At 72.1% G+C, this 21716-nt stretch carries 24 protein-coding genes; 20 read left to right on the forward strand and 4 right to left on the reverse strand.

The window, feature by feature from the left end:
• Positions 1-77: 77 nt before the first annotated feature.
• Positions 78-1430: a hypothetical protein gene (locus ABH940_RS20110; protein WP_370105890.1), complete on the reverse strand. Its 1353-nt coding sequence runs from the start codon at positions 1428-1430 to the stop codon at positions 78-80.
• A gap of 536 nt (positions 1431-1966) precedes the next feature.
• Between ABH940_RS20110 and ABH940_RS20115 the strand changes: the two genes are divergently transcribed.
• The 4 genes from ABH940_RS20115 to ABH940_RS20130 all read left to right on the forward strand — a co-directional run bounded on the left by ABH940_RS20115 (position 1967) and on the right by ABH940_RS20130 (position 5285).
• A complete protein-coding gene (locus ABH940_RS20115) occupies positions 1967-2758 on the forward strand; it encodes a DUF4389 domain-containing protein (protein ID WP_370105891.1) in 792 nt (263 codons plus the stop codon).
• A gap of 67 nt (positions 2759-2825) precedes the next feature.
• On the forward strand, positions 2826-3488 hold the full coding sequence (tenA, locus tag ABH940_RS20120) for a thiaminase II (RefSeq protein ID WP_370105892.1): 663 nt from the start codon (positions 2826-2828) through the stop codon (positions 3486-3488).
• The gene (locus ABH940_RS20125) at positions 3476-4249 is read left to right on the forward strand and encodes a TVP38/TMEM64 family protein (RefSeq protein ID WP_370069754.1); all 774 of its coding nucleotides are present in this window, start codon (positions 3476-3478) and stop codon (positions 4247-4249) included. The genes tenA and ABH940_RS20125 overlap by 13 nt, the downstream gene beginning before the upstream one ends.
• Positions 4250-4505: 256 nt before the next feature.
• Complete coding sequence (locus tag ABH940_RS20130) at positions 4506-5285, forward strand: DUF1684 domain-containing protein (RefSeq protein WP_370069752.1); 780 nt, start codon at positions 4506-4508, stop codon at positions 5283-5285.
• A 19-nt stretch (positions 5286-5304) separates the two neighbouring features.
• Here ABH940_RS20130 and ABH940_RS20135 read toward each other — a convergent pair whose 3' ends face one another.
• Positions 5305-6144 carry a TIGR03560 family F420-dependent LLM class oxidoreductase gene (locus ABH940_RS20135; protein WP_370069750.1) on the reverse strand — a complete coding sequence of 280 codons (840 nt, stop codon included), beginning with the start codon at positions 6142-6144 and terminating at the stop codon, positions 5305-5307.
• Between the two features lie 98 nt (positions 6145-6242).
• On the opposite strand from ABH940_RS20135, the gene ABH940_RS20140 reads away from it, so the two are divergent.
• Complete coding sequence (locus ABH940_RS20140) at positions 6243-7007, forward strand: trans-aconitate 2-methyltransferase (RefSeq protein WP_370105893.1); 765 nt, start codon at positions 6243-6245, stop codon at positions 7005-7007.
• A gap of 20 nt (positions 7008-7027) precedes the next feature.
• Here the strand turns inward: ABH940_RS20140 and ABH940_RS20145 are convergent, their stop codons facing one another.
• On the reverse strand, positions 7028-7990 hold the full coding sequence (locus ABH940_RS20145; RefSeq protein WP_370069746.1) for an ArsR/SmtB family transcription factor: 963 nt from the start codon (positions 7988-7990) through the stop codon (positions 7028-7030).
• 141 nt (positions 7991-8131) lie between these two features.
• On the opposite strand from ABH940_RS20145, the gene ABH940_RS20150 reads away from it, so the two are divergent.
• The 4 genes from ABH940_RS20150 to ABH940_RS20165 all read left to right on the forward strand — a co-directional run bounded on the left by ABH940_RS20150 (position 8132) and on the right by ABH940_RS20165 (position 10048).
• A complete protein-coding gene (locus ABH940_RS20150) occupies positions 8132-8692 on the forward strand; it encodes a hypothetical protein (RefSeq protein ID WP_370105894.1) in 561 nt (186 codons plus the stop codon).
• A 118-nt stretch (positions 8693-8810) separates the two neighbouring features.
• A complete protein-coding gene (locus ABH940_RS20155; RefSeq protein WP_370069742.1) occupies positions 8811-9428 on the forward strand; it encodes a DUF998 domain-containing protein in 618 nt (205 codons plus the stop codon).
• Positions 9429-9472: 44 nt separating this feature from the next.
• Positions 9473-9682: a hypothetical protein gene (locus ABH940_RS20160; protein WP_370069740.1), complete on the forward strand. Its 210-nt coding sequence runs from the start codon at positions 9473-9475 to the stop codon at positions 9680-9682.
• Positions 9683-9706: 24 nt separating this feature from the next.
• Positions 9707-10048 carry a DUF1801 domain-containing protein gene (locus ABH940_RS20165; RefSeq protein ID WP_370069912.1) on the forward strand — a complete coding sequence of 114 codons (342 nt, stop codon included), beginning with the start codon at positions 9707-9709 and terminating at the stop codon, positions 10046-10048.
• Here ABH940_RS20165 and ABH940_RS20170 read toward each other — a convergent pair.
• Positions 9937-10524 (reverse strand): hypothetical protein, encoded by a 588-nt coding sequence (locus ABH940_RS20170; RefSeq protein WP_370069738.1) that lies wholly within the window; start codon positions 10522-10524, stop codon positions 9937-9939. The genes ABH940_RS20165 and ABH940_RS20170 overlap by 112 nt on opposite strands.
• Before the next feature lie 104 nt (positions 10525-10628).
• Here ABH940_RS20170 and ABH940_RS20175 point away from each other — a divergent pair, with 104 nt between their 5' ends.
• From ABH940_RS20175 to hypB, 11 genes are all read left to right on the forward strand, one after another.
• On the forward strand, positions 10629-11168 hold the full coding sequence (locus tag ABH940_RS20175) for an SRPBCC domain-containing protein (protein ID WP_370069736.1): 540 nt from the start codon (positions 10629-10631) through the stop codon (positions 11166-11168).
• Positions 11169-11336: 168 nt separating this feature from the next.
• Positions 11337-13178, forward strand: a complete 1842-nt coding sequence (locus ABH940_RS20180) for a hydrogenase maturation protein (RefSeq protein ID WP_370105895.1) — start codon at positions 11337-11339, stop codon at positions 13176-13178.
• A gap of 138 nt (positions 13179-13316) precedes the next feature.
• Positions 13317-14381, forward strand: a complete 1065-nt coding sequence (locus ABH940_RS20185; protein WP_370105904.1) for a hydrogenase expression protein HypE — start codon at positions 13317-13319, stop codon at positions 14379-14381.
• A 79-nt stretch (positions 14382-14460) separates the two neighbouring features.
• On the forward strand, positions 14461-16230 hold the full coding sequence (locus tag ABH940_RS20190; RefSeq protein WP_370069732.1) for a nickel-dependent hydrogenase large subunit: 1770 nt from the start codon (positions 14461-14463) through the stop codon (positions 16228-16230).
• Positions 16227-16790: a hypothetical protein gene (locus tag ABH940_RS20195; protein WP_370105896.1), complete on the forward strand. Its 564-nt coding sequence runs from the start codon at positions 16227-16229 to the stop codon at positions 16788-16790. Before ABH940_RS20190 ends, ABH940_RS20195 begins: the two co-directional genes overlap by 4 nt.
• Entirely contained in the window at positions 16787-17458 is a 672-nt protein-coding gene (locus ABH940_RS20200) for a DUF5947 family protein (RefSeq protein WP_370069728.1), read from the forward strand. The genes ABH940_RS20195 and ABH940_RS20200 overlap by 4 nt, the downstream gene beginning before the upstream one ends.
• Entirely contained in the window at positions 17455-18186 is a 732-nt protein-coding gene (locus tag ABH940_RS20205) for a DUF6084 family protein (protein ID WP_370069726.1), read from the forward strand. The genes ABH940_RS20200 and ABH940_RS20205 overlap by 4 nt, the downstream gene beginning before the upstream one ends.
• A complete protein-coding gene (locus ABH940_RS20210) occupies positions 18183-19673 on the forward strand; it encodes a hypothetical protein (RefSeq protein WP_370069724.1) in 1491 nt (496 codons plus the stop codon). Before ABH940_RS20205 ends, ABH940_RS20210 begins: the two co-directional genes overlap by 4 nt.
• Entirely contained in the window at positions 19670-20212 is a 543-nt protein-coding gene (locus ABH940_RS20215) for a hydrogenase maturation protease (RefSeq protein ID WP_370105897.1), read from the forward strand. Before ABH940_RS20210 ends, ABH940_RS20215 begins: the two co-directional genes overlap by 4 nt.
• 271 nt (positions 20213-20483) lie before the next feature.
• Positions 20484-20933, forward strand: a complete 450-nt coding sequence (locus ABH940_RS20220) for a hydrogenase maturation nickel metallochaperone HypA (RefSeq protein ID WP_370069720.1) — start codon at positions 20484-20486, stop codon at positions 20931-20933.
• Positions 20934-20938: 5 nt separating this feature from the next.
• The gene (gene hypB, locus ABH940_RS20225; protein WP_370069718.1) at positions 20939-21709 is read left to right on the forward strand and encodes a hydrogenase nickel incorporation protein HypB; all 771 of its coding nucleotides are present in this window, start codon (positions 20939-20941) and stop codon (positions 21707-21709) included.
• The last annotated feature ends 7 nt before the right edge of the window (positions 21710-21716 follow it).

Consider the following 21716-nt stretch of genomic DNA (forward strand, 5'->3'; position numbering starts at 1 on the left):
AAAGTTGGCGGGCGTTGAACGCGTGGCGGTTCGAATTCCCTGTACGGCACGGGAGTTGGCGTGGAAGGCGGGGCGCCTCAGTACGCCACGGCCGCGCGGGACGAGCGCGACATCAGCGGCTCGCTGCGCGCCAGCACGGTCCGTCCGGCGACGCTGGTGCGGAACGGCCGCAGGCGCCCGCGCAGCGAGCGCAACGCACGGTCGGCGCGCCCGGAGTGGAGCAGCGGGTAGTCGTCGAGGAAGTCGTGCCAGGAGGCACAGGCCTGTTCCAGATTGCCTGCCTCCAGCAGCAGCGTGCCCAGCCGGTCGGTGGTCACGGCGCGGGCGCGGCGCTCGCCCGGGGGTCGCTGCTGCAAGGAACGTCGCAGCGCGCCGATCGCCGCCCGTACGTCGCCCAACGCGGCGAAGACCTGGGCCTGCTGGCTCTCGTGGGCCGCCTCGTGGTAGCCGCCTCCGTCCCCGCTCTCGGTGCTGCCGGCCCGGGAGAGGAGCTCGGAGGAGTGGGCGAGGGTGTCCAGCGCGCGTCGCTGGTCACCCCGTCCGGCTGCGGCAACAGCCAGTTGGCCGAGCACGGCGGCGGCGCGCAGGGCGGGCAGCCGCGGCGCGTGCGTGGCTGCTGCCTCGGCCAGCTCCAACGCCTGCGGCCGGTGGCCGAGATGATGCGCCTGCATGCTCAACGCCCGTAACGCGGCGGCCTGTCCGGGTGCGTCGTCCGCCTCGACGGCGAGTCGTGCGGCGGTGCGGTAGTACGCCTGAGCGGTGCCCTGGTGCTCCACGTCGAAGCACATGAACCCGGCGAGTGAGGCGAGTTGGGATGCGACGACCAGCAGGTCGCGGCGCACCCTGGGGGCGGCCGGGCTCTCCAGCCACTCGGCCACGCTGCAGCGCAGGTAGCCGGTCAGCGCGCTGCGGGAGTGCCCGCCGCCGAACGAGGTGTCGACGGCGGCGAGGGAGCGCAACATCGCCTGCGCCGAGCGGACATGGGCGGCCTCGACCCGACGCGTGGGTGGGGCGTCGGCCGGGTTGTACGGCCTCGTGTGCACCGGGTCCGGCTCGAACTCGCGCTGGTACGGCAGGGCGCGGGACCGGTCGAGCGCGGTGAGCGTCGCCGCCTGGTTGAACGTATCTGCAGGGGCCCGGGCATGGTCCGGTGGCGCCCCCGGAGCGGGGGACCCCGGCGTCGCGAAGCCGGTGTCGGCGAGGGTGACGCGGCGGCGCAGGCCACGGGCGAGCGCTTCGGCGACGAGGGCCGCGACGGCTGTCGGGGGCCTGGTCCCGGCCATCCAGTGGGCGACGGAGGTGCGGTCGTAGCGCAGCTCCACTCCGCTCTCCGCTCCGGCCCGGTTCACCGCCCGGGCCAGTTCGGCGCCGGTCCAGCCGGCCTCCTGGGCGAGTGCTCGCAGACGGACGTTGGGTTCGCGTCGCGCCATGGCCGTGCGGTCCTCCATCGTTCGGTGCCGTCAGACGTTCGGTGCCGTCAGGTCGGCTGTCCGGTGTCCGGCGTCCGGCAATCGGACGCCCCGCTTAGGTCATGGACCGCGCGGCACCCGCCGATGCGCGCTGGCGTCGGCGCACGGTTGCATGGACCGGCGCACTGGCATATGCGCGTGCTGCACATGACAACAAGATTTGTGGAACGTGAGGGTTTATCAGAATGTATCGACGGACCTGGGCAGATGTGTCGCTCTGAGTCAGAAGCGGAATATGATCAAGATCGCTTGAAGTGTGCGGAAAATGATCGAGTGTGTTCCTCTTCCGATCACCTGGGGAGGCATGGACGGCATCCGCCCACATGGCCCACCCGGCGCGCGCACAGCCGAAGCGCCGGGGAAGCTGGCCTGGCCGCGTGGACGGTTCGGGCCGTAGGCCGCGTACAAGCGGACGGACACGTGGACGGACACGTGGACGGACACGTGGACGGACAACGTGGACGTACAAGAGGACAACGGGACACCAGGAGGCCGGGATGGCGTATCAGACGTGGTCGACCCCGCCACTGTTGCCCAACACCGAGGCCGTACCGGAGCTGGACCTGCCGGAGCCGGGCGCGCAACGCCGCTGGACCGTGCTGCTGCGCTGGCTGCTGCTGATCCCGCAGTGGATCGTGTTCACGATCCTCGGCATCCTCGGCTTCCTCGCCGTCGTGGTCGGCTGGTTCGCGGCGCTGGTCCTCGGCCGGCTGCCCGAACCGATCCACCGCTATCTGGCCGCGCTGCTCGTCTACCAGGCGCGGGTCCAGTCCTACGCGATGCTGCTGGTCGACCGGTATCCGCCGTTCGCCTTCGACGCTCCCGAGTACCCCGTCCAGGTCGAGCTCCGTCCGGCCGGCGCGCTCAACCGACTGGCCGTGCTGTTCCGGCTGATCCTGATGATCCCCGCCGCGATCGTCCAAGGCCTGGTGACCCAGGGCTGGTACGCCGTGGGCTTCTTCCTCTGGCTGATCGCCCTGGTCCTCGGTCGGCTGCCGCGTCCGGTCTTCGAGGCGACCGCCGCGACGGTGCGCTTCTCGCTGCGGTTCCAGGCCTACGCGTCGATGCTCACGCCCGCCTATCCGAAGCGCCTCTTCGGCGACGACTCGTTGGCGACGCCCGATCGCCGCTCGGCGTCCCGGCCGCTGCTGCTCTCCGGGGGCGGAAAGGCGCTGGTCGTCCTCTTCCTGCTGCTCGGCCTGCTCGGCAGCGTCTCGACCTCCTACGAGAACGGCACCAGCAACAGCACGAACAGCGGCGACCTCCCCAGCTCCGCCGTCGGACGCTGACGTCCGCAGACGTCCGCGGACCGACCGCCTGCCCGGCCGTCCGACGCGGTATGGCAAGGTCATGGGCATGAGCCTGCGCCGTTTCACCGACGACCTGTGGTCGGACATCGAGCCGATCTTCGCCGAGATCCTGGAGCACCCGTTCCTTCGCGGCCTCACCGACGGAACCCTGCCGCGGACGGCCTTCCGGCACTTCGTCGAGCAGGACTCCCTCTACCTGCGCGACTACGCGCGGGCGCTGGCCCTCTGCGGCGCCCGCGCCCCGGAGATCGAGTCGGTGCAGGCGTTCCTGGGCGATGCCGCCGGTGCGATCGCGGCCGAGCAGGAGATGCTGGCCGGGTTCGGTGCGGAGCTCGGCGAGGAGCCGCTGAGCCAGGAGGTGCTGCCGACCACCCGCGCGTACACCAGCTACCTGCTGGCCGCCGCGTACGGGGGCAGCTACGCCGAGGCCGTGGCGGCGGTGCTGCCCTGCTACTGGATCTACGCCCGGGTCGGTGAGCAGCTGCTCGCCAAGTCGTCCCCGGACCCGCTCTACGCCCGCTGGATCGCGGTCTACGGCGACGAGTCGTTCCAGGAGATCGTCCGCCGGGTGGTCGCCCTCACCGACGAGCTGGCCGAGCAGGTCTCCGCGGCGGAGCGGGAGCGGATGCGCGAGCGCTTCACCGTCGCGTCGCGCTACGAGTGGATGTTCTGGAACGCGGCCTGGATCGGCGAGCGTTGGCCGGTCTGACCGGGCAGGACGCGCCGGCCGTCGTCCCGTCGACGGCAGCGCCCGCCCCAGTGTCCTGGCTGCGCCGGACGGCCGGGCCCCTGGCGCTCGTCGGGGCGCTGGCGGCCGTCGCCGTCACCGTCGCGCTGCTCGGCGGGCAGCGCCTGCTCTCCGGAGCGGATCCGTTCGGTGGGTTGCCCGCACCGGTGGCAGCGGCGGTGTTCGTGGTGCTCTACGCCGCCGCGACGGTCGCGTTCGTGCCGAAGCCGCTGCTCAACCTGGCGGCCGGGGCCTGGTTCGGGCTGACCGAGGGGCTCGGGCTGGCCGTCGTCGCGACCACGCTCGGCGCGCTGGCGTCCTTCGCGCTCGCCCGGCGGGTCGGCCGGGAGGCGCTCCGTCCGTGGCTGCGCGCCCGCGCCTGGCAGGCGCTGGACCGGGAGTTGACCGGCCACGGGTTCCGGTCCGTGCTGACGATGCGTCTGATCCCGGTGCTGCCCTTCGCCGTCGTCAACTGCGCGACGGCGCTGGGTGGAACGCCTACGCGCCCGTTCGCCGCCGCGACGGCCGTGGGCGTGCTGCCGGGAACGGCCGTGCTGGTCCTGGCCGGTGCGACCGCCTCGGCGCCCGGCCCGCTCGGCACCTGGCTCTCGCTGGCGGCCCTGCCCGCGCTCGGCGGCGCAACGCTGCTGCCGCGTCTGCGCCGCGGCTCCCGCCCGCGCGTCGTACTGCGTGTCGTGCTGCGCGGCGGCCCGCGGCTCCGCCGGGGCGTGGACGGTGGTTGACGAAGGCATAGGACCGCTGGTCAACTGTCCGATATGAGGACCGGACAGCGCTTGGTGATCCGGGGCCACATCGACTTCGGTCGAGTGTGGTCCGCGGCGTGTCGGCCCTGACCTCTGATCCCCGCCTCCGCCGCCCCAGGCTGCCCTCCCGCGCCGCCCCATGTCGCCGGCCTTGCGGAAGTGTGCGCACGCAACCCGAGCAGAATCACCGAAGCAGACGACCTCGTCGAAATCTTCGAACGACTTGAGGAGTCCCATGTCCACGGCCCTGGACGACTGGAAGCACTGGATCGACCAGCGCGTCATCACCGCCCGCGCGCCGCACGGCCCGCTCGCGCTCACCGGCACGCACTGGCTGCGCGACCTCGCCCCGGGCGTCCCCGGCGTGCCCGGCCGCTGGGAGCTCGACGCCGAGGGCGGCTGCGTCACCCTCACCGCCGCCCGCCACGACGGTCTCGCGGTTGACGACGAACCGCTCGACTGCACCGTCCGGCTCTGCCCGGACACGGCCGCGAAGCCGTCCCGGATCACCTACGGCGGACGGCGGTTGCTGCTGATCCTGCGCGAGGGTGAGTACGCGGTCCGCGTCTACGACCCGGCCGCTCCGGCGCGTGCGGCGTTCGCCGGGATCGCCGCGCACCCCTACGACGCGGCCTGGGTGCTCCCGGCGCGGTTCACGCCCTATCCGGACACTCAGGTGGTGCAGGTCGACCACGCCGACGGCCGCCCGCGCGGACTGGCCCTGGCCGGGGAGGTCGCCTTCGAGCTGGGCGGCAGCGCGCTCCGCCTCGCTGTCGGCCGGGCGGACACCGGCGCGCTGCACGCGGTCTTCGCCGACGCGGACGAGCAGTCCCACCGCTTCCGCTTCGTCGACCTCCCAGCCCCGGCGGAGGACGGCAGCACGGTCCTCGATCTCAACCGGGCCTACCTCCCGCCCTGTGCCTTCTCGGACCACTTCCTCTGTCCCTTCCCGCCGCCCGGCAACCGGCTCGCGGTGGCCGTCACGGCGGGCGAGAGCCGCGTGCTCCGGCACTGAACAGCCGAGGGTGCGCCGCTCAGCGCACCTGCTCCAGCGCCGAGGCGAGCGGCTCCAGCACGGACGGCGTGTAGGGCGTCGGCAGGTAGACGATGCCGAGGTCCGCGCCCGCCTCCGCGAAGGCCGCCGCCTCGGCCGCCGTCGCCGACGGGTCCCCGGCGTAACGGAGTTGGGCCGATACGCGGATCTCGGCCGGATCCCGGCCGAGATCCGCGCAGTGCCCGTGCAGGATGTCGCGGGCCTTGCGGAAGTCGGCGAGCGGACCGGTGTCGAAGTTCCAGTGCTGCGCGAAGCGGGCCGCGGTGCGGAGGGTCCGAGCCGCTCCGCTGCCGCCGATGCAGAGCGGCGGATGGGGTCGCTGCACCGGCTTGGGCTCGCACCGGGCGTCGGCCAGCCGGTAGTGACGGCCGGTGAAGGTCAGCGTCGGTTGCGGCGAGAGCAGGCCGACCAACACCGCACAGGCCTCTTCGAGCCGGTCGCTGCGCTCGCGCGGAGTCCCCAGCTCGATCCCGTACGCGGTCGACTCCTCCGCGCTCCAGCCGGCGCCTATGCCGATCTCCAGCCTCCCACCGGAGATGACGTCGAGCGTGGCGGCCATGTTGGCCAGCACCGCCGGATGCCGGTAGTGGACGCCGGTGACCAGCGTGCCGAACCGCAGCCGCGTCGTCGCCTGCGCCAGCGCGGCCAGGGCGATCCACCCCTCGAACCGGGGGACGGTCGGGTCCGCGCTGTGCGTCGGGTGGAAGTGGTCCGAGGTCCACCCGGACTCGTACAGCGGGATCGTGTCGGCCTCCCGCCAGACGGCGAGCAGGTCGTCCCACGAGGTGCCCTGCGGCGAGGTCTTGAAGGCGAAGCGCATGCGGCGACCGTACCGGCACCCGGTCGCCCCGGACAGGCCGGAGCCGCCGTCGGAAAACCCCTTTGCCGGACGCGACTCGGCGGCGCGACACTGCCGGGATGGACTCCGAAGCCGGGCACATCGAGGTCGGTTACTCCGACGCGGACGACGCCGCCCTCTACGACCTGCTCAACCCCTGGGAGCCGGAGGTCCGTCCGAGCGGCGACGCCTTCTACCACGACCTGGTCATGGCGGCCGACTCCGTCCTCGACGTCGGCTGCGGAACGGGCCTGATGCTGCATCATGCCCGCGCGCAGGGTCACCGTGGGCGCCTCGTCGGCCTGGACCCGCACGTCCCCTCACTCGCGCGGGCCCGCCGCCGGGACGACGTCGAGTGGGTCGAGGGCCGTGCGGCGGACGCCCGCTGGCGGCAGGAGTTCGCCCTGGCGACCATGGTCAGCCACGCGTTCCAGTGCCTGGTCACCGACGAGGAGGTGCGCACCTCGCTCGCCGCGATCCGGGCGTCCCTCCGCGACGACGGAGTATTCGCCTTCGAGACGCGCCATCCGCAGGCCCGCGCGTGGGACGGGTGGACCTCGGAGAGCCCCTCGACCGTTCTCGACGGCGCCGGGCGGACGCTGCTCGTCTCGAACGCAGTGGAGTCGGTGACCGACGGCGTCGTCACCTTGACCGAGACCACGTCCGCCCTCGACGGCACGGTACTCCGGGTCAGCCGGGCCGCCCTGCGCTTCCTGGCGGTCGACGCCCTTGACGCCCTCCTCACCGAAGCGGGCTTCACCGTCACCGCGCGCCACGGCGACTGGGCCGGTGGCCCGTTGGACGATCGCAGCAGGGAGATCGTCACCCTCGCCCGCCGCAACTGACCCCTTCGGACACCGGCCCTTCACCCGCGCCCCAGCAGCCGCGCACCCAGCGGGGTGCAGGCGTGCCGCACGAACTTGCCGTCCCGGGAGGTGGTCACCAGCCCGGCCGCCCGCAGCGTCTTGGCATGGCCGGAGGCGCTGGCCGGGCTGATCCCGAGCTGCTCGGCCAGCCCGCCGGTGGTCTGGGGCCGCGCCAGCAACTGCAGTACCTGCGCCCGCGTCGGACCGAGCAGCGCCGCCAGCGGGTCCGTGGACCCGTCCGGCGGCGGAACCAGTGACAGCGCCCGCAACGCGGGGTAGACGAGCAGCAAGGAGCCGTCCGGCGCCCAGGCCGACAGCGGCGCGCCGCGCCAGAGCAGTGACGGTAGCAGGGTCACTCCCGCCCCGGTGAGCCGGACCTCGCGCTCGCGGGTGCTGGGCAGCCGCAGCACGCTGCCCGACCAACTCGACCCCGGGGCAAGCCCGGAGAGCAGCGCCCGCAGCCCGTCGGTCGCCAGTACCTGGCTGCGCCAGGTCACGTCCGCGGCGAACCCTGCCTGCAGCTGCGGCCACCACGGCCGCAGGAAGTCGCGGTGCGCGGCGGTCAGTGCGGTCTCCAACTCCCGCCAGGCACGCGGCTCACCGCGCGAGAGCGCCACCGCCCGTGCCGGGACGACCGGTTGGTCGCCCAGGACCCGGCGCAGTTCGCGTGCTGCCTCCTCGCGCGGCGTCGCAGCGACGAGGGCGACCGCCTCGGCGGCGTCGGTCAACGGTGGGTCGATGAAGACCGGTCCGAGCCCGGTGTCCGGCCGCAGCAGCTGCAGCAGGGACTGCACCGGCGGAGTGAGCGTGGGCAGCGCAGCGCGTCGCCACCGGGCCAGCACCGGATCGGGACTGCCCGCGCGCAGCAGCGTCAGCGCCAGCCCCGCCTCGACCAGCGGCGCGGGCGCGGCGGCGAGGCGCACCCTGAGCAGGTCCTCCGGCGTGAACCGCACGCGCAGCATGACCCGCCCCCGCCCCCGATCGCGTCCGTCCGGTCGCTCCCAGCCTGCCACGCTTCGGCCGGGCCCGAAATGATCACACGTCAATTCACCTGCGGAGCAGGCTTGGTGCGCACCTTCCGCAACTGCCCTGACGGAGGCCATGTGTACCGAGAGCAGAGACGAGAGCAGAGACCTGCCCGAAGAACCCGCACCGCAGTCGGCCTGCTGCTGAGCGCGGGCGTCGGCCTCGCGTTCGCCCTGCCCGGGACAGCGGCGGCCGACCCGCCCGGTCCGTGGCAGAGCTACCGCAGCGGGCCGTTCACCGACGCGGCGGGCGAGGTCTGCTCGTTCCCGCTCAGCGGCCACTCGGTGGCGGACCAGGAGAAGATCCGGACCTTGGCCGTGGACAGCTCGGGGGAGCCCACGGAGCAGGAGATCACCGGTCAGCTCGTGTTCCGCTACACCGACGACGCCACCGGGGCCTGGACGGACGAGAACCTGACGGGAACGGCGTGGCTCTACCACCACGCCGACGGCAGCCAGACCTGGGTGGTCTCCGGCCACCTCGGCCTGGGCATCCGGGCGGGCAACCCCTACGCGGCTCAGGGCTACTCGATCCTCGGCGGCAGCCTGACCGTGCAGATCACGGCCGACCACTACCCGTACGTGACCGGGCACGACGGGTCCACCGAGGACCTGTGCCAGGAGCTCGGCCGGTCCTGAGCACGGCGCCACCACCCGTCCGCGCGTGCCGCCGCGTGCGCCTCCACACCCGCCTGCGTGCCCCTGCCCGCGTCCGTCTCGGAGCGCGCGTCGGACGGGTGCGACCTACCGTGGACTGATGCGACCTGTTCCCTGGTGGGCGCTGGTGTCGGCGGGGATCGCGCCTCTGTTGCTCGTCGGCGGGTGGTTGGTCGCGGCCTCGTTCCAGGGGCCGGGATACGACCCGGTGACCGACACGATCAGTGCGCTGGCAGGCGGAGGCGCGGCGGACTCCTGGCTGATGGCCGGGGCCATCGGCGGGCTGGGCGCATGCCATCTGGTCACGGCGATCGGGCTGCGCGTCGCGGGGGTTGCCGGGCGGGTCGCGCTGGCGGCCGGGGGAGTGGCGTCGATCGTGGTCGCGTTCTCGCCGGTCCCGAGCAGCGGCGGGTCGCTGCGACACAGCGCCGCCACGGTGGTGGGGTACTCGTTCCTCGCCGTATGGCCGGTGCTGGCCGCGTACCGGCCGCACACACCGGCCTGGGGGCTGCGTCCGCTGCTGTCGGCGGCGGTCACGCTCGTGTCGCTGCTCGGGGCGGGCTGGTTCCTGCTGGCCTTGTGGGGGCACGGCGCGGCGGGCGTCGCCGAGCGGGTGGTGACCGGCGTGCAGGCGCTGTGGCCGCTGGTCGTGGTCTTCTCCTGCCTGGAACTCGAACGCGTGCGCCATCGAAGAACGGTCGCCCCCGACCGCGCGTGACGACGCGGGATGCCTGCAGCGGCCGCCTGAGGCACGCTGGAAACATGAGCACCAGCACCCTGGTCACCGTGCACTCCGTCGTCCCCGGCACGCGTCCGTTCCGCCGGGTCGAGATCCAGGGCTACGACGCGGGCCCGGCCTTCCGACAGGAGGACGTGCTGCGCCTCTGCCGCGACCGCGGATTCCACGACGTGAACCTCGACGACCCGAAGACCGTCACCTGGATCGGCGGCGGTCGCGAGACCTGGTCCTGAAGCCCTGAGGACGTGTCCGTGGCGATGGACAAGGCGGTCAGCGACTACATCGACGCGATCCCGGCGGAGCAACGCCCGCTCTTCGACCGGATCCACGGGCTGATCCTCACCGCCTGCCCCGACGCCGACGTCGTCCTCTCCTACGACATGCCGACCTACCAGGTCGGCAAGCGCCGGATCCACGTCGGGGTGTGGCAGCACGGCGTCTCGCTCTACGGCTGGCGCCGCGCGCAGCAGACCGGTTTCGTCGAAGGTCACCCGGAGCTGCTCCACGGCAAGGCGACGCTCCGCCTGCGCCCTGAGGACGCGGCAGGGATGTCCGACGACGAACTGCGCACGTTCCTGGCCGCCGCGCTGGGCGACTGACCGGGGGCGGCTGAGCGCGGGTGACTGAGCGCGGATGACTGTGCCGACACCTTGCCGTAGGAGGCGTTGGCGAGGGCGTTGCCGACGATGTCCCTGACCGCGTTGGCGATGACCACGATGACCACGGCGACGATGCCCTTGGGCAGCCAGGAGACGATCGCGTTGATCATCACGCTGATCGGGTTGTGTCCGAAGACGCCGAAGGCGAGCTGTAGGGCCATCAGCATGATCGCGTAGTACACGATCTTGGCGAGGATGCCGGTCATGGCGTACGAGGAGCCCTGAAGCGGACGTCCGATACCCGCCCGCTCGGCGACCCGCTCCGAGCCGACCCGCCGCAGCAACCGGTCGAGGACCTTGGCGATGAAGCGTGCCACGATCCAGCCGACGATCAGGATCGCCAGGAAGGCGATGAACTTGGGGACAAAGGCTGCGAACTTGGACCAGGCGTTCGAGATACCGCCACCGATGTCCACATTGAGGGCGAGATGGAGCCGGCCGATGCGCGACGCTCCCTCGTGTGACCTACTGGGGTGGTCGCTCTCGGAACGAACGACACGAACGAAGGGAACCAACGGTCATGACCACCACCGATGACGCGGGCCGCTTTCTCGAACTGGACCGGGGCCGCTCGGCCGTCCGCTTCGAACGTGTCTACGCCCGCCCGGTCGCCGCCGTCTGGGCGGCGGTCACCGATCCGACCGAGCTGGCCCAGTGGTTCCCGGCGCCCAAGGTCACCCTCGACCTCGTCCCGGACGCCGAGATCACCTTCGGAGGCGATCCGTCCGCACCGGACCTCGTCACCACCGGCCGGATCCTCGTCGCCGAGCGGCCCCGTCGGCTCCATTTCACCTGGGGCGCCGACGAGTTGCACTTCGATCTCGCGCCGCTCCCGGGCGGCGGCACGCGCTTCGCGCTCACCGACGTCCTCGATGTCCGCGCCGCCGCCGCCCGCAACGCCGCCGGTTGGGAGCTCTGTCTCGCGGCCCTCACCGCCCACCTCGGCGGCGGCGAGCACGCAGGGCCCCACGCCGGTCCCTCCGCCGCCTGGGAGGACCGCTACGCCGCCTACCTCACCGCCGGGTTCCCTTCCGGTGCCCCGATCCCGGGTCGTGACTGAGTGTCGGACCGGTGCATCGGCGTTCGCCGGCAGTTCTGACTTTTCGATTGCGCCGGTGGGGCGAATCGGGTGACCCTGCGGTGCGGCGTCTTCACGGGGCTCCGGGTGCGCAGGAGGCTCGGTGGTGGCCGAGTCCCGCGCTTCCGCCGCGGGGGCCGGGAGGTTGTGATGGAGATTCTGCTCGTTGCGTCCGCCTTCAACAGCCTGACGCAGCGCGTCTTCGCCGCGCTGCGCGACCGGGGACACACGGTCGGGGTGGAACTCGCGAGCGGATCTGCGCTGGTCGCGGCGGTACGGCAACGGTCGCCGGAGCTGATCATCGCACCGATGTTGAAGACGGCCCTGCCCGACGAGGTGTGGACGACCGTCGCCTGTCTGATCGTCCATCCGGGGCCGCTCGGTGACCGCGGACCCTCCTCGCTCGACCGCGCCGTCCAGGACGGTTGCGACACCTGGGGTGTGACGGTCCTTCAGGCCGAGGCGGAGATGGACGCGGGCCCGGTCTGGGCCACCGTCGACTGCCCGCTTCCGCCGCGCGGTAAGAGCGACCTCTACCGCAACGAGATCGCGGACGCCGCGCTGGAGGCGGTCCTCCTCGCTGTCGAACGCTTCACCTCCGGCGCGCACGAGCCAGGTACTGGCGCCTACGAGCTTGGCACCCATGAGCCCAGTGCCCATGAGCCCAGTGCCCACGAGCCCGGTACCTACGAGCCGCTGTCGCAGGAACTCCCCGAGATCCGCCAACGGGTCGTCACCAGGCCTTTCCTGCGCCAGCCCGAGCGGCGCATCGACTGGTCCGCCGACTCCACGGCCGACGTGCTGCGCAAGCTCCGTGCGGCGGACTCGCAGCCGGGCGTGCTGGACGAGCTGCTGGACGGGGAGTGGTTCCTGCACGGCGGGCACGAGGAGGACCGGCTGCGCGGCCGTCCGGGGGAGCTACTGGCGACCCGTCACGGCGCCGTCTGCCGCGCCACCGTGGACGGCGCGGTCTGGATCCCGCAGCTGCGCCCGCGTCGGACTCCCGGCGCGCAGAGCACCTTCGCGCTGCCCGCGACGCTCGCGCTCGGCCCGCAGCTGCCGCGACTGCCCGAGGAGCCGGTGGAGCTGGAGCTTCCCGCCGGTCGCCGGACCTGGACGGACATCCGCTACCGCGAGCACGGCGAGGTCGGCACGCTGTCGTTCTCCTTCGCGGGCGGCGCGATGGGGACGAGCCAGTGCCGACGTCTCCTCGCCGCCTACCGCGAGGCCTGCAGCCGGCCCACCTCCGTGCTGCTGCTGGGCGGGCAGCGGGACTTCTTCAGCAACGGCATCCACCTCAACGTCATCGAGGCTGCGGCCGACCCCGGGTTGGAGTCCTGGGCCAACATCAACGCCATCGACGACCTGGTGGAGGCCGTGCTCACCACCACCGACCGGCTCGTCGTCGCCGCGCTCGGCGGCAACGCCGCAGCGGGCGGGGCGATGCTGGCACTGGCGGCCGACGAGGTCTGGTGCCGCGACGGCGTCGTGCTCAACCCGCACTACCGGCTGATGGGCCTGACCGGCTCGGAGTTCTGGACCCTGTCGCTGCCCCGACGCGTCGGCCCGCAGGCCGCGCACGCGCTGGTCACCCAGGCACTGCCGGTCAGTGCGGAGCGCGCGGCCACGATGGGCCTGGTGGAGCGGGTGATCGCCTGCCCGCCCGAGGAGTTCGGTGCGCACGCCGCCCATCTGGCGGAGCACCTGGCCGGGATGCCCGGCACGCCCGCCCGGATCGCCCGGAAGAAGGCCGCGCGGGAGCGTCAGGAGGCGGAGCGTCCGCTGCGCCTCTTCCGCGACGCGGAGCTGGAGCGCATGCACACCATCTTCTTCGACCCCGAGCAGCCCTACCACGCGCTCCGCCGGGCCTTCGTGCACAAGCACGCCGTCCTCGCCACGCCGGAGCACCTGCGGCCACCGCTTCCCCGGACGCCTCAGGCGCGGCCTCAAGGCCAGTCGGTCGCCCGGTCGGCTGTGCACACGTCACTCTGACAGCCGCGCTTGGGGGGCGACTGCGGCGTGGCGCGCGGTATCCAGTAACCAGGACGCCGTTGTCTGGATCCATTGACGTCCGGGTCCGTTGATTCCTTCCCCCAGGAGGCATCCATGTCGGATGCGAAGTCTTCCACCATGACCGCAGGGGCCACCGCTCTGAGCGCCGAGGACGACGAGGCGCCGATCCATGTTCTCTGGATCAACGCCGGGCTGAGCTGTGACGGCGACTCGGTGGCGCTGACGGCCGCCACTCAGCCGAGCATCGAGGAGATCGCCATGCGCGCGCTCCCCGGTCTACCGAAGATCGCCGTGCACTGGCCGTTGATCGACTTCGAGTGCGGTCCGGTCCAGGGCGCGGACGCGTTCATCGAGTGGTTCTTCAAGGCCGATCGCGGCGAACTCGAGCCGTTCGTACTGGTGATCGAGGGGTCCATCCCCAACGAGTCGATCAAGCCCGAGGGTTACTGGTGCGGCTTCGGCGACGACCCCGTGACCGGTCAGCCCATCACCACCAGCGAGTGGTTGGACCGACTGGCCCCCAAGGCGCTGGCGGTCGTGGCCATCGGTACCTGCGCGACCTACGGCGGCATCCACGCCATGGCGGGCAACCCGACCGGCGCGATGGGCGTGCCGGACTACCTCGGCTGGAACTGGAAGTCCAAGGCCGGGATCCCGATCGTCTGCGTGCCCGGCTGCCCGATCCAACCGGACAACTTCGCGGAGACGCTGACGTACCTGCTCTACCAGGCGGCCGGGTCCGCGCCGATGATCCCGCTGGACGACAAGCTGCGGCCGACCTGGCTGTTCGGCGCGACCGTCCACGAGGGCTGCGACCGCGCCGGCTACTACGAGCAGGGCGAGTTCGCGACCACTTACGACTCGCCCAAGTGCCTGGTGAAGCTCGGCTGTTGGGGTCCGGTCGTCAAGTGCAACGTCCCGAAGCGCGGTTGGATCAACGGCATCGGCGGCTGCCCGAACGTGGGCGGCATCTGCATCGCCTGCACCATGCCCGGCTTCCCGGACAAGTTCATGCCGTTCATGGACGAGCCGCCCGGCGGGAAGGTGTCCAGCACGGCCAGCGAGATCTACGGCGCGGCCATCCGCAGGCTGCGCGCGATCACGGCGCACACGGTGGACCAGGAGCCGAAGTGGCGCCACACCGGCCGCGAGCTCACCACGGGTTATCGCAAGCCCTGGTGACGATCAGTCAGAGATCGGTCGGAGCCGTCGGTCAGAGCTCCGGACGAACAGCGCAAGCAGAAGGGCACGGCACACGACGATGGCAGCGGGAGACGGCACCGGACTGTTGGAGATGTCCTGGGATCCGATCACACGGATCGTAGGCAGCCTCGGCATCCACACGAAGATCGACTTCAAGCAGAAGCGGGTCGCCGAGTGCTACAGCACCTCGTCCGTCTTCCGCGGCTACAGCGTCTTCATGCGCGGCAAGGATCCGCGTGACGCGCACTTCATCACCAGCCGCATCTGCGGCATCTGCGGTGACAACCACGCGACGTGCTCGGTGTACGCGCAGAACATGGCGTACGGGGTGAAGCCGCCGCATCTGGGCGAGTGGCTGATCAACCTCGGCGAGTCCGCCGAGTACATGTTCGACCACAACATCTTCCAGGAGAACCTGGTCGGGGTCGACTACTGCGAGAAGATGGTCAAGGAGACCAACCCGGGCGTGCTCGAACTCGCCGAGCGCACCGAGGCCCCGCACGCCGGCGACCACGGCTACCGGACCATCGCCGACATCATGCGCTCGCTCAACCCGCTGGAGGGCGAGTTCTACCGGGAGGCGCTGCAGGTCAGCCGCTACACCCGGGAGATGTTCTGTCTGATGGAGGGCCGCCACGTGCACCCCTCCACCCTCTACCCGGGCGGCACCGGCACGGTTGCCTCGGTGCAGCTGCTCACCGACTACCTCAGCCGGCTGATGCGCTACGTCGAGTTCATGAAGAAGGTGGTCCCGCTCCACGACGACCTCTTCGACTTCTTCTACGAGGCCCTCCCCGGCTACGAGGAGGTCGGCCGTCGCCGAGTCCTGCTCGGCTGCTGGGGTGCCCTCAACGACCCGGAGTTCTGCGACTTCACCTACCGCAACATGACCGACTGGGGCCGGCGGATGTTCGTCACCCCGGGCGTGGTCGTGGACGGCAAGCTGGTCACCAACGACCTGACCCGGATCAACCTGGGCATCCGCATCCTGCTGGGCAGCTCCTACTACCAGGACTGGGAGGGGCAGGAGAAGTTCGTCACCCACGACCCGCTGGGCAACCCGGTCGACGCCCGCCACCCGTGGAACCAGCACACCATCCCGGCCCCGCAGAAGCGCGACTTCGACGACAAGTACAGCTGGGTCATGTCGCCGCGCTGGTTCGACGGTCAGGACTACCTCGCCCTGGACACCGGCGGCGGCCCGATCGCGCGGCTGTGGTCCACCGCGCTCTCCGGGCTGGTCGACATCGGCTACGTCAAGGCCACCGGCCACAGCGTCGTCATCAACCTGCCCAAGTCGCTCACCAAGCCGGAGACCACCTTCGAGTGGAAGATCCCGCAGTGGAGCAACGCGCTGGAGCGCAACCGGGCCCGCACCTACTTCCAGGCCTACGCCGCCGGCGTCGCGCTGCACAGCATCGACATGGCGCTGGCCGAGGTCCGCGCCGGGCGCACCCAGACCTGGGAGAAGTTCGAGGTCCCGGACGAGGCGATCAGCTGCGGCTTCACCGAGGCCGTGCGCGGCGTGCTCTCGCACCACATGGTGGTCCGCGACGGCAAGATCGCCAACTACCACCCCTACCCGCCGACACCGTGGAACGCCAGCGTGCGCGACTCCTACGGCACCCCCGGCCCCTACGAGGACGCGGTGCAGAACACCCCGATCTTCGAGGAGAACCCGCCGGACAACTTCAAGGGCATCGACATCATGCGGGCCGTCCGCAGCTTCGACCCGTGTCTGCCCTGCGGCGTGCACATGTACGTCGGCGGCGGCAAGACCGTCCAGAAGATGCACGTCCCCACCGGGCTGAGCGGAATGGCAGGATGACGGGGGACCAGCACCCGTCCGACGCGACCGCGGCGCGGGTCGAGGAGTTGCTGGACCGCCTTGCGTCCAGCAGCGACCCGGCCGCGGCGGCCACCGCCGAGGAGTTGGTACGCGCGCTGATGGACTTCTACGGAGCGGGCCTGGCCCGGGCGGTGGAGCTGCTGTCCGGACGCAGCGGCAGCCCCCTCGACGCACTGCTCGACGACGAGGTCACCGCCGGACTGCTGGTCCTGCACGACCTGCATCCGGACGACGTCCCCGCCCGCGTCCGCCGCGCCCTGCGCGCGGCGGACGCGGGGGAGTGGGAGCTCGTCTCGCTCGACGCGGAGACGGGTGCGCTGACGATCCGTCAAGCCTCGACCGACAGTGGTGGTGGCGGTGGCTGCGGCTGTGGCAACAGCGCCGATACCGTACGCGTCCGGGTGCGGGCGGCGCTGGCCGGGTTCGCGCCCGAGGTGACGCAGGTCGACCTGCTGGCTGCCGAACCAGCCCGTCGTGAGCCGCCGTTGCTGCAGATCGGCCTGCGGCCCGGTGCCGCCGCGCCGGTGGAGGCACGATGACGGCGCTCCCGTCCACGCCTGCGGCCCGTCTCCGGACGGGCCTGCGGCGCTTCACCGGCCCCCGCCCGCCCGCCGTCGAACGCTGCGAGCTGTGCGCGGCGGAGGTCGGCCCGGGCCACCGGCACCTCGTCGACACCGAACGCCGGGTGCTGGCCTGCGCCTGCACCGCCTGCGCCATGCTCTTCGATCGGCCGGGCGCGGAGACAGCCACGGGCGCGGGCCGGTTCCGCACCGTCCCCGACCGCTACCTGTCCGACCCCGACGCCGCGCTGGACGACGGGAGTTGGGCGGGTCTGCAGATCCCCGTCGGCATGGTCTTCTTCCTGCGCGACGGTGCGAGCGGCCAGGTGACCGCCTTCTATCCGAGCCCGGCCGGGGCCACCGAGAGCGAGCTGGAGCCGCAGGCCTGGGAGGCGATCCGGGCGGCGACTCCGCTCGCCGACGAACTGGCCCCGGACGTCGAGGCGTTGCTGCTCCGTCACCACCAGCACCGCAGCGCGTGCTTCCTGGTCCCGGTCGACGCCGCCTACGAGCTGGTCGGCCGGATGCGGCGACGCTGGCAGGGCTTCGACGGCGGCGCGGAGGCGCACGCCGAACTGGAGCTGTTCTTCGACCACGTCACCCGCCGGGCGCACCGTGCGCAACAGCCATCGAAGGGACGCCCATGAGCGGGCTCGACTTCGCCTGCACCGAGGTCCGGGCCGAGCCGTATGCGGCCGGGCCGACCCTGCTGTTCCGGGTCAGGATCACCGCCCAGGGCGAGCCGCAGCGGGTCCATGCGCTCGCCCTTCGCTGCCAGTTCCGGATCGAGCCGGCCCGCCGTCACTACTCCGAGCCCGAGGCGGAGCGCCTCGGCGACCTCTTCGGCGAGCGCTCGCGCTGGGGCAGCACGCTGCATCCGCTCCAGTTCGCCCAGGTCGGCGTGGTGGTCCCGGGGTTCACCGGCAGCACCGAGGTGGAGCTGCCGGTGCCGGTCAGCTACGACCTGGACATCGCCGCGACCCGCTACCCCGACGCGCTGGCCGAGGGCGAGGTGCCGTTGCTGCTGCTCTTCTCCGGCACGGCTTTCCGCGGCTCCGGCGGGTTCCAGGTCGAGCCGGTGCCATGGGACAAGGAGGCGGTCTGCCGGATGCCGGTCGCCGTCTGGCGCGAGGCGATCGACGCACACTTCCCCGGCTGCGGCTGGCTCCGGTTGCCGCGGGACACCATGGCCGCCCTCCAGGCCTACCGCTCCCGGCACGCGCTGCCGTCCTGGGAGGCCACCGTGGAGCGGCTGCTGGGTGAGGCGGATGAGGACGCGGAGGGCGGACCGGCTCTCGCCGCAGCTGCGGCCCGTGCCGTGACCGCCTTTCCTTCCGTCCCCACCATCCACACCGCCGAGGGGAGCCTGCGATGACCGCCGGCCCGGCCAGGACGGCACCCGTAGACGAGCTCCTCGCGACGGCCCGCCAGGTCGCCGACGCCGTCCTCTACGAGGGCTACGTCCTCTACCCGTACCGCGCCTCCTCGGCCAAGAACCGGATGCGCTGGCAGTTCGGCGTGCTGGTACCGCCGTCCTGGGGTCGGGACAGCGGCGAGCACGCGCACCAGCGGACCGAGTGCCTGCTGGAGCCGCGCGAGGGCGGCCGGCTGCACGTGCTGCTGCGCTTCCTGCGCACCCAGCGCCGAACCGTCCACGAGGTCGCGCCCGACGGCAGCCACCGGCCGGTCGCGGCCCTGGAGCTCCCGGATCGGGTGCTGGTGCCCTGGGACGAGGGCGTGGAGGAGGAGCTCCGCCTCGACGTCGACGTCACCGAACTCGTCGACGGTGGCGTGGAGTTGCCGTTCTCCCGGCCCGCGGCCGAGGAGACCGAGGAGCTCCGCGACGCGGCGGGTGCGCGGATCGGCAGGCTGGTGCGCCGCCGCGAGCGGGTCGACGGCGTGCTGCGACTCGTCGCCACCGAACTCCCGGGCCCCTACCCGGTGTTGCGGCTGACGGCGGTGGTGGAGAACGGCGGCGGGTGGAGTCCGCTCCCCGGCGAGGAGGCCGACCGGGAGGCGGCGTTGGCGCATGCCCTGGTCTCCGCACATCTGCTGCTCGGTCTGACGGCGGGCTCGTTCGTCTCCATGACCGATCCGCCCGAGTGGGCCAAGTCGGCCGTGGCGGAGTGCCGCAACGAGCACACCTGGCCGGTCCTGGCGGGCGTCGACGGGGCGGCCGACGTGCTGCTCTCCTCGCCGATCATCCTGGAGGACCATCCGCGCATCGCTCCCGAGAGCCTCGGCACGCTGTACGACGCCACCGAGATCGACGAGATCCTCGCCCTGCGCACCGCCACGCTGACCGACCAGGAGAAGCGCGAGGCACGCGGTACGGACGCGCGTGCCGCCGCCGTGATCGAGCTGGCCGACAACATGCCACCGGAGATCCTCGATCGCCTCCACGGTGCGATCCGCTCGCTGCGCGAGGTCGGCGGCACCCCAGCTTCGTCCGCTCCGTCCGCTTCGTCCGCTCCGACGGTTGGCGTTGCCGCGCCGTTCGACGCGCCGCCGGACGCCGACCTCGTCTACCAGGAGTTCGACCCGTTCCGCACGGAGACCCCCTGGTGGGACCCGGCGGCGGATGCCAGTGTCGATCCCGGCCGGGACCAGGTGCTGGTCGACGGCATCCCGGTGCGGGCCGGCAGTCGCGTGGTGCTGCGTCCCGGACGGAGGCGGACGGACGCACAGGACATCTTCCTGCACGGCCGGACCGCGCTGGTCGAGGCGGTGCTGCACGACGTGGACGGCGGTGTGCACGTCGCGGTCACGGTCGAGGGCGACCCCGGCGCGGACATCCAGCGCGAGCAGGGCCGCTTCCGCTACTTCCAGCCCGACGAGCTCACCCCGGTGGAGGCGTCGTGACCGACTCCTACCCGGCTCCGGAGCCGCCGCGCACGCTGATCGCAGGGATCGGCAACATCTTCCTCGGCGACGACGGCTTCGGCGTCGAGGCGGTCCGTCGCCTGGCCGAGCAGCCGCTGCCGGAGGGTGTCGAAGCCGTGGACATCGGCGTCCGTGGCGTCCATCTCGCCTACCAACTCCTGGACGGCTACCACACGGTGGTGCTGCTGGACGCGATGGCCCGGGGCGGCGACCCCGGCACGGTGTACCTGGTCGAGGACGCCCGCGTCGGCAGCGCCCGGGCCGACGCGGGGGCGGAGGGGCCGGTGCTGGACGGGCACCGGATGTCGCCGGACGCCGTGCTCGCCCTGCTCGACCACCTCAGCGCCGGGACCGGTGGCAGCAGGCCGCAGCGGGTCGTGGTGGTCGGATGCGAACCGGCGAGCGTCGCCGAGGGCATCGGGCTCAGCGACGCCGTGGCCGCGTCCCTGGAGCGGGCCGTGGCCGTGGTCCTCGACCAGCTCCCGATCGCGACCGTCCAACTGCCCGAAACTGACTGACCACTCGTCATATTTGTGTACCGACAGACAGAAGAAGGAGGTTCGCCCATGTTCAAGCTTCTCTTCGGAGCGGTGCTGGTCGCCGCGGCCGGTGCGGTCGTCGTCAACCTGCCCGACATCAAGCGCTATCTGCGGATCCGCAGCATGTGAGCTGCGACCGAACGGTGGAGCCGGGACGGACGCGTCGGCGTGGCGCGTCCGTCGGCATGTTCGGCCGCCGTGTAATGGAGCGGCGTCGAGGCGCACCGAGCCCGATGCCCAGGGAGTCCGCATGCACGAGATGTCCATCGCGCTGGCCGTCGTCGACCAGGTGCAGGACGCCGCACGCGCGGACCGGCAGGGCGCGTCCGGCATGGCTCCGGTCGGCATGGTTCCCGACCGGGTCACGCTGCGGATCGGCGAGTTGGCGGGAGTGGTGCCCGACGCGCTGCACTTCTGTTTCCAACTGGCCTGCGAGGGCACCCTGCTGGACGGCGCCCGGCTGCTCACCGAGAGCGTCGAGGGCCGCGCCCACTGCACGCCGTGCGACCACCAGTGGTCCACCGGAATGCCGCCGGACCTCTGCTGTCCGCGCTGTGGCTCCGGCGCGAGCGGCCTGCTGGCGGGACGGGAACTGGAGATCGCCGAGGTCCACTGGAGCGAGCCGGGCGAGCCGGGAGAGCTGAGCAAGCCGGGCGAGCCGTGCCGACCGGCGGACCACTTCGTAGTCGAGGAGGCCTGAGGACCGTGTGCCGGGTGACCCAGCTGCAACAGGCGATCCTCGCCAAGAACGACCACCACGCCGACGGCCTCCGCGCAGCGCTGGCTGCGCGCGGCACCGGTCTGGTCAACCTGCTCTCCAGCCCCGGCAGCGGCAAGACCGCGTTGCTGGAGGCGGAGTTGACCCTGGCGCGGCAGCGCGGCGTCCCGGTCGCGGCCCTCACCGCCGACCTGGCCACCGAGAACGACGCCACCCGGCTGGCCCGTTCGGGCGTGCCGGTCAAGCAGGTGCTGACCGACGGGCTCTGCCACCTGGAGTCCGAGATGCTCGACGCGCATCTGGACGGCTGGCTGCCGGAACCGACCCGGCTGCTCTTCGTCGAGAACGTCGGCAACCTGGTCTGTCCCGCCTCCTACGACCTCGGCGAGTCGCTCCGCGTGGTGCTGGCCTCGGTCACTGAGGGGGAGGACAAGCCGCTCAAGTACCCGACCGCGTTCGGGCTGGCCCAGCTGGTCGTGGTGACCAAGAACGACCTGGCGGAGGCCGTCGAGTTCGACCGCGAAACGCTGCTCGCCAACATCCAGCGGGTCAACCCGGGCGTGGAGGTGGTCTTCACCTCGACGCGGCGCGACGGCGAGGGGGTCGGCCTGCTGCTCGACCGGGCCCTCGCGGTCGCCGACGGGGCACCGGCCCACCGGCCGCTCATGGCCGCCGAAGCGGCCGCGAACGGGCACGGGCACGGGCACAGTCATGGGCACGGGCACAGCCGTCACGACCACGACGCGCACGCGCACTGAGAGCCGC

Origin of the sequence: Streptacidiphilus sp. BW17, from assembly GCF_041262485.1 — a bacterium.
Lineage (GTDB): Bacteria > Actinomycetota > Actinomycetes > Streptomycetales > Streptomycetaceae > Streptacidiphilus.

Excerpts from the sequence above, each read along its gene's own strand:
- ABH940_RS20140 (WP_370105893.1), top strand. The coding sequence starts at position 6,243 with ATGGACTCCGAAGCCGGGCACATCGAGGTCGGTTACTCCGACGCGGAC.
- ABH940_RS20155 (WP_370069742.1), top strand. The coding sequence starts at position 8,811 with ATGCGACCTGTTCCCTGGTGGGCGCTGGTGTCGGCGGGGATCGCGCCT.
- ABH940_RS20180 (WP_370105895.1), top strand. The coding sequence starts at position 11,337 with ATGGAGATTCTGCTCGTTGCGTCCGCCTTCAACAGCCTGACGCAGCGC.
- ABH940_RS20160 (WP_370069740.1), top strand. The coding sequence starts at position 9,473 with ATGAGCACCAGCACCCTGGTCACCGTGCACTCCGTCGTCCCCGGCACG.
- ABH940_RS20220 (WP_370069720.1), top strand. The coding sequence starts at position 20,484 with ATGCACGAGATGTCCATCGCGCTGGCCGTCGTCGACCAGGTGCAGGAC.
- ABH940_RS20165 (WP_370069912.1), top strand. The coding sequence starts at position 9,707 with ATGGACAAGGCGGTCAGCGACTACATCGACGCGATCCCGGCGGAGCAA.
- ABH940_RS20190 (WP_370069732.1), top strand. The coding sequence starts at position 14,461 with ATGGCAGCGGGAGACGGCACCGGACTGTTGGAGATGTCCTGGGATCCG.
- ABH940_RS20205 (WP_370069726.1), top strand. The coding sequence starts at position 17,455 with ATGAGCGGGCTCGACTTCGCCTGCACCGAGGTCCGGGCCGAGCCGTAT.
- ABH940_RS20210 (WP_370069724.1), top strand. The coding sequence starts at position 18,183 with ATGACCGCCGGCCCGGCCAGGACGGCACCCGTAGACGAGCTCCTCGCG.
- ABH940_RS20110 (WP_370105890.1), bottom strand. The coding sequence starts at position 1,430 with ATGGCGCGACGCGAACCCAACGTCCGTCTGCGAGCACTCGCCCAGGAG.
- ABH940_RS20200 (WP_370069728.1), top strand. The coding sequence starts at position 16,787 with ATGACGGCGCTCCCGTCCACGCCTGCGGCCCGTCTCCGGACGGGCCTG.
- ABH940_RS20175 (WP_370069736.1), top strand. The coding sequence starts at position 10,629 with ATGACCACCACCGATGACGCGGGCCGCTTTCTCGAACTGGACCGGGGC.
- ABH940_RS20130 (WP_370069752.1), top strand. The coding sequence starts at position 4,506 with ATGTCCACGGCCCTGGACGACTGGAAGCACTGGATCGACCAGCGCGTC.
- ABH940_RS20185 (WP_370105904.1), top strand. The coding sequence starts at position 13,317 with ATGACCGCAGGGGCCACCGCTCTGAGCGCCGAGGACGACGAGGCGCCG.
- ABH940_RS20145 (WP_370069746.1), bottom strand. The coding sequence starts at position 7,990 with ATGCTGCGCGTGCGGTTCACGCCGGAGGACCTGCTCAGGGTGCGCCTC.
- ABH940_RS20195 (WP_370105896.1), top strand. The coding sequence starts at position 16,227 with ATGACGGGGGACCAGCACCCGTCCGACGCGACCGCGGCGCGGGTCGAG.
- ABH940_RS20115 (WP_370105891.1), top strand. The coding sequence starts at position 1,967 with ATGGCGTATCAGACGTGGTCGACCCCGCCACTGTTGCCCAACACCGAG.
- ABH940_RS20135 (WP_370069750.1), bottom strand. The coding sequence starts at position 6,144 with ATGCGCTTCGCCTTCAAGACCTCGCCGCAGGGCACCTCGTGGGACGAC.
- tenA (WP_370105892.1), top strand. The coding sequence starts at position 2,826 with ATGAGCCTGCGCCGTTTCACCGACGACCTGTGGTCGGACATCGAGCCG.